Here is a 9,119-nt window from a genome sequence, read left to right as displayed (position 1 = left end):
GCTACGGGGCGGGCCCCCATGCCACGCGGCCCCCGCCCCCGGGCGTTCGGCCCAACCCCCGCCTGGGGCGCCCCCAATTTAAGTTCCAGGCGGGGGCGCCGGCCGCCGTGAAGCACCGGGCGCCCCTTCGTGTGCGTCCGCCGCATCGCTTCCGGTACGGCGCGTACGCCGCACCGGAAGCGGTACGGCGCGCACGCCGGACTAGAAGCGGTACGGCGCGTACACCTCCATGCAGGCGCCCTTGTCGGCTCCGTTGACCGTCTCGGTGTCCTTGAGCGGGTCGGCGGCCTTGGGGTCCTGCTGGGGGTGGCTCGCGCCGGTGCGCCAGTCGCCGCCGACCACCAGGGTCAGCGCCTTGACGTCGGACGCCTTGACCGCGCTCGTGGGCAGCCCGAGGGCGGTGGCGACCGACGCGGCGTCCGCCTTGCCCTGGGCGCCGGCGCTCTGGGGGTAGTCGACCTCGCTGGTGGCGGCCGGACTGCTGGAGCCCGTCACGGCCTTGGCGAAGCCCTTGCCCTTGAGGGCGGTGGCCACCTCGGTGGCGCGGCCCTTGGCGGCGACGCGGCCGTCGGTGCCGGTGCCGTTGACGACGGTCACCGGGAGGGTGCCGGGGGCTGCGGCGGCCGGTCCCTTGGAGGCGGAGGGGGAGGGGGCGGCGGGTTTGCCGTCGTCCTTGCCGTCCAGCGGCTTGTCGTCCCGCAGCATCGCCCACAGCGCGTCGGCCCTGGCCTTGTCCGGGATCACATGGGCGTCCGGGTCCCTGGGGTCGGGCAGCCGCGGCATGGTCAGCATGTTGATGCGGTCCATGGGGATGTCCTTGAGCTCCATGCCCAGGTCGAACAGCTTCTTGACGGTGCCGAGCTCCGACGAGACCTGGAGCGACTTGGTCGCCGTCTCGGCGATGTCCATGAGGCGGCCCGTGTCGGTGAACGCGTTCTGGTCCTTCAGATTGCGGATCACCGAGTTCATGTACATGTGCTGGGCCTCGGAGCGGCCGATGTCGCTGCCGAAGGCGTGCCGGGTGCGCAGCCACTGGAGGGCCTGCTCGCCCTTCACCGTGTGGTTGCCCGCGGTCAGATGGAGGTGCGAGCCGCCGGGCTGGGCCTTGGTGGGATGGTCGTCGATGTTCTGCTTCACACAGACGTCGGCGCCGCCCACGGCGTCCGATATGGCGACGACACCCGCGAAGTCGACCATCATCCAGTGGTCGATGTAGATGCCGGTGAGCTTCTCCCAGGTGTCCAGGACACACCCCGCGCCACCGCGGCCCAGCGCCTCGTTGATGACGTTGCTGGTGGGCGCGTTGACCTTGTTGGTGTCGGGGTCCTTGCACTCGGGGATGGCGACCCGGGTGTCGCGCGGGATGCTCACGACCGAGGCGTTCTTGCGGTCGGCGGAGACGTGCAGCAGCATCTGCACATCGGCGTGGGGAGCGCTGCCGCGGTTCTCCTTGGCGCCGCCGAGCGCGACGTTCGCGTCGCTGTTGCGGCTGTCGGAGCCGATCAGAAGGATGTTGAGGGGGGTCTGGCCCTGGGCGTTCGGTGCGGCCTTCTTGGCGTCGCTGCCGCCGGCACTGCGGTCGCCCTTGCGGATGTTGTTGTTGAGGTGCTGGTAGTACGCGTAACCGGCGCCGGCCGTCCCGAGTATGAGCACCGCGAGGGTGATCGCGGTCCACTTCAGTACGCGGCGTCTGCGTTTGCCGCGTCTGCGGCGGCCACCGCCCTTACCCCGGCGCCCGCCGCCGTCGGAGGCCGATTTCGGCGCGGGTCCGGATCCGGATCCCGATGCAGGTCCCGATGCGGATTCCGCCGCGGATCCCGACGCCGTGTCCGAGCCCCCGGCCGGGCCGGCGGGTCTCGCCGGCCCGCCGGGCCCGTCCGCCGCGGTCGCGCCGGCCGTGTCGTGCTCGTACAGGCCCTCGTCCCAGCCGAGTTCGCCCGCGTGCTCCACACGGCCGTGCGTCCCCTCCCCGCGCACGCTGTTGTTCCCCACCCCGGTACCCCCCTGTCGTTCAGACTCCCCCTGAGGCCCGGGCGGGCCGTGAGTCTGCTATTTGGCGCACACCGACTTGTCGGCTTCGACCTTCTGAATGCCCTCCGGCGCCTTGGCCGGAGCGGCGATGGGTGTTCCCGCCTGGCTGAAGTCGGGGCCGAGGGTCAGCACCATGGGCTCCTTGCCCACGGCGTCCTTCGTGCCCGGCTTCAGCGCCGCGGCGGACAGGCCGAGCAGATCCGCGAGCTTGCGGGCCTGGTCGGCCTGGTTCGGCGCGTACGCGAGGACGGTGGCCGGCACCTTCTGCGGTGCGTTCGCCCCGTTGCTCGACTTGAGTACGCCCTTCTGGTTCTGGAGCCAGGTGACCATGTCGCCCGCGGAGCCCGCCTTCGCGCCGCCGTTGAGCACGGTGACCCGTACGTCGGAGGACTTGGCGCGCGGGCCGTTCAGCCGGGCGGCCGCCTCGGCCTCGGCCGCGCTCTTGGACGCCGCCTCCTTCTTCTTCACCTCGGTGAGCGAGGTGTCGGCGCGCATCATCGCGAACAGCGGGTCGGCCCTCGTCGGGTCCGGCACCACCGTGATGTGGTTCTTGCCCTCGGCCGGGTTGTCGATGACCGGAAGCGTGGTGAAGGTGATGTTCTTGGCGTCGATCTTGCCGAGGACCTGGGCGAGGTCGGTCAGCTTCTTGATACTGCCTATCCCCGAGTCGACCGTGAGCGCCTTGGTCGCCGCGTCCGCGAGCCCGTACAGCTTGGTCGGGCTGCCCAGGGTGTCGTCCGACTTCATCTGCCGGATCATCGAGCCGATGAACTGCTGCTGCTGCTTGATCCGGTCGAGGTCGCTCTCGTTGCCGAAGCTGTGCCGGGTGCGCACGAACGCGAGGGCCTGCTCGCCCTTGACGACGCTCTGACCGGCCGGGAGCTTCAGATGCGACTTGGGGTCGTTGACCGCCTTGGCGAGGCAAATCTTGACACCGCCGACGGCCGTGGACAGCTCCTTGACGGCGTTGAAGTCGGCCATCATGAAGTGGTCGACGGTGAGCCCGGTGAGCTGCTTGACCGTCCGCATGGTGCAGCCCGGGTCGCGGCCCTCCTGGCCCAGGCTCGTGTTGAACCGTACGTTCTTCTCGCCCGGCACCGTCTTGGTGGTGCCGTCCTTCTGCTTGGTCGGGCAGGCGGGGATGTCGGTGATCATGTCGCGGGGGATGGAGAGCGCGGTCGCGTTGGTCCGGTCCGCCGAGACGTGGAAGAGGATGTTGGTGTCGGCGTGGCCCTCGCTGCCGGCATCGCCGTACCCCTCGTTGCCCTTGCCGGTCCGCTTGTCGGTACCGATGACGAGGATGTTGAACGCCCCGTCGGGCACCGAGCTCTTGCTGCCCGCGTCACCCACGTCGACGGTGCTGATGTTGCCGTTGAAGTGCTGGTAGAGCCAGTAGGCGCCGCCCGAGCCGACGACGAGGACGAACCCCATCACACCGCCCGTCCACAGCAGGACCTTCTTCTTGCGGGTCGCCTTGGGCTTGCGCTTGCGGCGGCCCTGCGCATCGGGGGACTCCCCGGACGGACCCTTGCCGGAAGGAGCCTTGCCGGCCCGGCGGTTGCGCTGACCGGGCACCTCGCGCCGCCCGGAACGCCCGGACTGCCCCGATTCCGACTCGGTCGTGCGGCGCGTGGAGGGCCGGCGCGGGCCGGGGGGCGACTGCGTTCCGGAGGGGCCCAGTCGCAGTTCGTATGTGCCGGTATCCGGGTTGAGGACCCACTGGTCTGCGGGGTCGACGTCGTCGGCCCGGCCACGGCTCTGCGCATCCACGGTTGCTTCTGTCCTCCGTCGGTGCGAGTCGCTTCCCCCAAAGCGCTCAGTCATTCGCTCCTGCAGTGCGCGGCCCGCCGGCCGGTCGCACCGGATCGCGTCACACTATCTGGCCAGTTCGTCCCAGAGCGACGGCCGTGACACATTCCACGCCCTTTACAACCGGGCATTTGGCCCCAATCCGCAGCCGGTCACGCGGAATTCACAGGTCGCTCACGCCCCGCTGGACCCTAGGCACACGGGGAGGACGCGGCGTTCGTACCCGGGTAGACGGGGGTCGCCGACGCGCTGGGCGAAGGGTCCGGATCGTCGGGCTTGTCATCCCCGCCGGAGCCGGAGCCGGAGCCGGAGCCGGAGCCGGAGCCGTTCCCGGAGCCGGTGCCGCCCTCCTTGGACTTGGCCATATCCGCGGCGGGCGCCACCTTGATCGGCTGGTCCTGCCGCAGCTGGGTGAAGAGCCGGTCCGCCTCCGGCTGAACCAGTTCGTCCCGATTGCGGTCGTACGCGTACGGCTGACGCGGAACCGTGAGGAAACGGATGTTCTTGGTAGGAATGCCGCGCATCGAACTCACCAGGTCGTACAGGTCCTTGAGGCTGTTCAGGCCGGCGTCCGTGGTCAGCGACCGCGTCGCCGCGTCCAGAACCGGGACGAGCCGGGCCGGGTTCAGCAGCACCCCGTTGCTCTGCACCTTCTTCATCAGCGACCCGAGGAACTGCTGTTGGCGGTCCATGCGCTGGGTGTCGCTGCCGTCCCCGAAGCCGTGCCGGGACCGTACGAAACCGAGCGCCTGCTCGCCGCGCAGGAGTTGCCGGCCGGCGGGAAGCTTGAGGTGCGCCTGGCGGTCCTCGACCGGCTCCTTGAGGCAGACCTCGACACCGTCCACCGCGTCGACCATGTCCTTGAACCCGCTGAAGTCGACGACCACGTGGTGGTCGATGCGCACCCCGGTCATCTTCTCGACCGTACGGATCGTGCAGGCCGCCCCGCCGATCTCGAACGCCGAGTTGAACTGGGCGAACTGCGCCCTGGACGTGGTGCCGTCCGGCTCGCCGCAGGCGGGCAGGTCCGCCATCAGGTCGCGCGGCAGCGAGACGGCGGTGGCGCTCAGCCGGTCGGCGGCCAGGTGCAGCAGGATCGTGGTGTCCGAGCGCTGGCTGCCGCCGTCGTCCCTGCCGTACGAGGAGTTGCTGCCGGCTCGCGAGTCCGAGCCGATGAGCAACAGGTTCTCGGCGCCGTGCACGACCGGGGCCGGCCGGTCACCCGCGTACTTGTCGAGTTCGCGCGCGGCGGAGGTGTCGGTGTGGATGTTGCCGTCGAGCTTGCGGTAGAACCACCAGCCGGTGCCGGCGGCCGCGAGCACGACGACGGAGACCCCGAGCGCGGTCCAACGCAGCCAGCGGCGACGGCGGTTGGGGACGGCGGCGTCGCCCTCGCCACCGTCGGAGCCCTCGTCACCGTGGGTGCCGTGGGCGCCGTCGGTGTTCTGGGTGGGCGTGGTGTCGTCGGCCTTGGCCTCGCCACCGTCGGTGCCGTCGGTGTTCTCGGCAGGGGTGGTGTCGTCGGCCTTGGCCTCGCCGGACCCGCCGGTGTCGTCCCCGGCCGGGCGCTCCGGTCCGGAAGGCGTGCCAGCACTGTCGGTCACGTCGGCGTCCATCCTCATGGGCCCTCGGGGGCCGTCACGGGCCGGCGGTACTGTGCGCCGCCGGGCACCCCGGTAGACGGCCGAATCGCGCGCATGGTTGTGCGTACGGTCGATCATGTACCGGAGGTGCCTGCGGAGCCCGGGGGCCGGGCCCCCGCGTGGGCCACAAGGGTGGAGATCGGTTCAGTACCGGGTCGGGAGCAGTGCGGCGGCCCGGAGCCGGACGGTCACAGCGAGCGGTGGGTGACCCGCTCGCTTTCGGCGCGCTTGTCGAGCCCGCCGTCGGCCAGTTGGCCGAGGTTGCGGCACAGGACGACCGAGCCGCCCGCGGCGAGCGGAGCGTAGAGACCGCTCGCCAGCCCGGGCCAGTCGTCGTACGCGAGCCCCGAAAGGAGCCGGGCCCCGGGCGCGAGGCCGAGCGCCGCGGCCTCCTCGCGGGCTCGGGCGACGAGTTCGGCGGCGCTCACGTCGAGGCCGCCGACGGCGAGCGCGGGGGCGTCGGGGTCGACGGGTGCGTACGGCGCGAACCGGTCGCCCTGGCTCGGCACCTCGACGGCGTAGTCCGCGAAGCCTGCCGGGGGCTGCGGGAAGCGGCCGCCGAGCGGACGCAGCGCGAGCGCGACCCGTTCGCTGGTGCAGGCGCGCGCCTCGTCGAGGGTGTCGGGGCCGCTGACCACGAGGTCGGCGGCGGCCGGGTCGGCCCCGATCTCGACGGCCACGCCCACCGAGTGGCAGGCCATCAGCCATACGGCGCTCTGCCAGTGCGCCGGGAGCAGCAGCGCGAGCCGGTCGCCGGGCTCGGCACCCAGATCGCCCTGGAGCAGATTGGCGGTCTTGGCCACCCAATTGGCGAAGGTGGCGACGGACAGTTCGACGCGTTCGCCGGTGGCGTCGTCGTAGAAGGTGATGAGGGGGCGGCCCGGGTCCGCGGCGAGCGCGGATCGCAGCAGGTCGGCAGGGGTGCGGTCGCTGGCGTTCACGCGGGCAAGGCTACGTGGCGCGCCCGGGCGGCACCGGCACCGGTGGGCCGGGTGCGTACGGTGCGTACACCGGTTTGGCCGACGGGCCGTCAGTTCAGCATTGGACAGATTTGAACCAGTATGTCCACGATCGTCACCATGCGTAGCTTCCTTGCGTCTTCGATCGGCGTCGCCGCAATCGCGGCCCTCGCACTGCCCCTTGCCCCCGCCGCGCCCGCCGCGGTCCCGGCCGCCGCCGCGGAACCGGCCGGCTCCACCCAGTCGCTGGCGCTCGCGCCGCTGCCCGGCGCGAACCGGTCGGCGGCCGGCGCCTCCCAAGAGGGCCTCGCGGTACGGGAGGTACGGCCGTTCTCGCTGGTCGGCGTCGTCTGGGACAACGCCGACGACGAACTGCACGGCAGCGTCCAGGTCCGCACCCGGGCCCGCGCCACCGGCACCTGGTCCGCCTGGCAGGACCTGGAGACCCACAACCACGACCATGGAGCGGACCCCGGAACACCCGAGGCGGAGCGCCCGCTGCACGGCTCCACCGCGCCCCTGTGGGTCGGCGACTCCGACGCCGTCGAGGCACGGGTCGACGCCGAACCGGCCGAGGAGGGACAGGAAGCCGCGCCGCTCCCCGGGGGCCTTCGGCTGGATCTCGTCGACCCCGGACCGGGACCGGCCGGGCGGGACGCGGGCGAGAGCACCCGCGCCGCGCAGACCCCCGACGTCCTGCCCGCGCTCGACGAGACCGCGACGCAGGCCGAGGCGGCCGAGGTACCCGGCTCCTACGCATCCGGGTCCGACAGCATGGCCCGCCCGTACGTCGGGCCGCGGCCGCGCATCATCACCCGCAAGGGGTGGGGCGCCGACGAACGGCTGCGTGAGCGCGGCTTCGTCTACACCAAGAGCGTCAAGGTCGCCTTCGTCCACCACACCGCGTCCGGCAACGGATACAGCTGTGCCCAGTCGGCCTCCGTCCTGCGCAGCATCTACCGCTTCCACGTCAAGAGCAGCGGCTGGCGGGACATCGGCTACAACTTCGCGGTCGACAAGTGCGGAAACATCTACGAGGGCCGGGCCGGGGGAGTCACCAAGGCGGTGCTCGGGGCGCACACGCTGGGCTTCAACACCAACAGCACGGGCATCGCGGTCCTCGGCACCTACAACAGGACCAACCCGTCGGCCGCCGCCCTCAGGGCCGTCGAGCAACTCGCGGCCTGGAAACTAGGTCTGTACGGAGTGAACCCGAAGGGCAAGAGCACGCTCGTCTCCGGCGGAGGCAACCGTTACAAGAAGGGGCGCAGCGTCAAGTTCAACGCCATCGCGGGCCATCGCGACGGGTTCGCCACCGATTGCCCGGGGGCCCGCCTGTACAGCAGGCTCGGCGCGGCCCGGGTCACCGCCGCCCACTACCAGGGCCGGCGCTGACCGGGTCGTGAACGCCTTCGGGGGGTCTGCATAAACTGGCCGGCCGGGAGATCCGCCGAACACACGACGGAATCCGAAGGCCGGCCCCAGCAGGAAGCAGAGACGACAGGTGACTGAAGCGATCCTCCTGGTCGGCGGCAAGGGGACGAGGCTGCGCCCGCTCACGGTGCACACGCCCAAGCCGATGGTTCCGGCGGCGGGCGTCCCCTTCCTCACCCACCAGCTGGCCCGGGCCCAGGCGGCCGGCGTCGACCACATCGTGCTCGCCACGTCCTACCTGGCCGAGGTGTTCGAGCCGTACTTCGGGGACGGTTCCGCGCTCGGCCTCAGCATCGAGTACGTCACCGAGGACGAGCCGCTCGGCACGGGCGGCGCGATCCGCAACGTGGCGTCCCGGCTCCGCTCCGGGCCCGACGAGCCGGTGCTGATCTTCAACGGGGACATCCTGACGGGCCTGGACATCCGGGCCCTCGTGGACACCCACCGCACCTCGGGAGCGGACGTCTCCCTGCATCTGACCCGGGTCGACGACCCGAGGGCGTTCGGGCTCGTGCCGACGGACGCGGCGGGCCGGGTCACCGCGTTCCTGGAGAAGCCCCAGACGCCCCAGGAGATCGTCACCGACCAGATCAATGCGGGCGCGTACGTGTTCCGGCGCTCGGTCATCGACGAGATCCCGGCGGGCCGGCCGGTCTCCGTCGAGCGCGAAACCTTCCCCGGCCTGCTGGCGCGCGGCGCCCACCTCCAGGGCATGGTCGACTCGACGTACTGGCTCGACCTCGGCACCCCGGCGGCCTTCGTCCGCGGCTCGGCCGACCTGGTCCTCGGCCGCGCCCCGTCCCCCGCGGTCCCCGGCCGCTGCGGCGACCGCCTGGTCCTGCCGACGGCGACGGTCGCCCCCGACGCGAAGCTGACGGGCGGCACGGTGGTGGGGGAGGACGCGGTGGTGGGCGCGGGCGCGCGCATCGCAGGCAGTGCGATTCTGCCCGGGGCGGTCGTGGAGGCGGGGGCGGTGATCACGGATTCGCTGGTGGGGGCGGGTGCGCGCATCGGCGCGCGGACGATTCTGGACGGGGCGGTGGTGGGGGACGGGGCGGTCGTGGGCTCCGACAACGAGCTCCGCTCGGGGGCCCGGGTGTGGTGCGGCGCCGCCCTGCCGGCGGGGGCGGTCCGGTTCTCCTCGGACCAGTAGGAGTCACCCTTTCGACCCCGGGCGGGGTGGGGGTGCTCGCGCAGTTCCCCGCGCCCCTTCGACTCTCCTCGGACCAGTAGGAGTCACCCT

At 71.8% G+C, this 9,119-nt stretch carries 6 protein-coding genes; 2 read left to right on the top strand and 4 right to left on the bottom strand.

The features are described 5' to 3' along the window. Positions 1–201 precede the first annotated feature (201 nt). From AB0D31_RS34055 to AB0D31_RS34040, 4 genes are all read right to left on the bottom strand, one after another. A complete protein-coding gene (locus AB0D31_RS34055; protein ID WP_362730612.1) occupies positions 202–1,992 on the bottom strand; it encodes an LCP family protein in 1,791 nt (596 codons plus the stop codon). A 57-nt stretch (positions 1,993–2,049) separates the two neighbouring features. Continuing rightward, on the bottom strand, positions 2,050–3,801 hold the full coding sequence (locus AB0D31_RS34050) for an LCP family protein (protein WP_362730609.1): 1,752 nt from the start codon (positions 3,799–3,801) through the stop codon (positions 2,050–2,052). Positions 3,802–4,031: 230 nt separating this feature from the next. Next, positions 4,032–5,456 (bottom strand): LCP family protein, encoded by a 1,425-nt coding sequence (locus AB0D31_RS34045; protein ID WP_362730606.1) that lies wholly within the window; start codon positions 5,454–5,456, stop codon positions 4,032–4,034. Between the two features lie 215 nt (positions 5,457–5,671). Further along, positions 5,672–6,424 carry a TIGR03089 family protein gene (locus AB0D31_RS34040; RefSeq protein ID WP_362730603.1) on the bottom strand — a complete coding sequence of 251 codons (753 nt, stop codon included), beginning with the start codon at positions 6,422–6,424 and terminating at the stop codon, positions 5,672–5,674. Positions 6,425–6,562: 138 nt separating this feature from the next. Between AB0D31_RS34040 and AB0D31_RS34035 the strand changes: the two genes are divergently transcribed. Together AB0D31_RS34035 and AB0D31_RS34030 are read left to right on the top strand one after the other, a co-directional pair. Then, entirely contained in the window at positions 6,563–7,837 is a 1,275-nt protein-coding gene (locus AB0D31_RS34035) for an N-acetylmuramoyl-L-alanine amidase (RefSeq protein WP_362730600.1), read from the top strand. A 109-nt stretch (positions 7,838–7,946) separates the two neighbouring features. Then, positions 7,947–9,029: an NDP-sugar synthase gene (locus tag AB0D31_RS34030; protein ID WP_362730598.1), complete on the top strand. Its 1,083-nt coding sequence runs from the start codon at positions 7,947–7,949 to the stop codon at positions 9,027–9,029. The last annotated feature ends 90 nt before the right edge of the window (positions 9,030–9,119 follow it).

Origin of the sequence: Streptomyces sp. NPDC048361 (assembly GCF_040651795.1) — a bacterium.
GTDB lineage: Bacteria > Actinomycetota > Actinomycetes > Streptomycetales > Streptomycetaceae > Streptomyces.
This window is presented reverse-complemented; position numbering and strand designations above follow the sequence as displayed.

Excerpts from the sequence above, each read along its gene's own strand:
- AB0D31_RS34045 (WP_362730606.1), bottom strand. The coding sequence starts at position 5,456 with ATGGACGCCGACGTGACCGACAGTGCTGGCACGCCTTCCGGACCGGAG.
- AB0D31_RS34035 (WP_362730600.1), top strand. The coding sequence starts at position 6,563 with ATGCGTAGCTTCCTTGCGTCTTCGATCGGCGTCGCCGCAATCGCGGCC.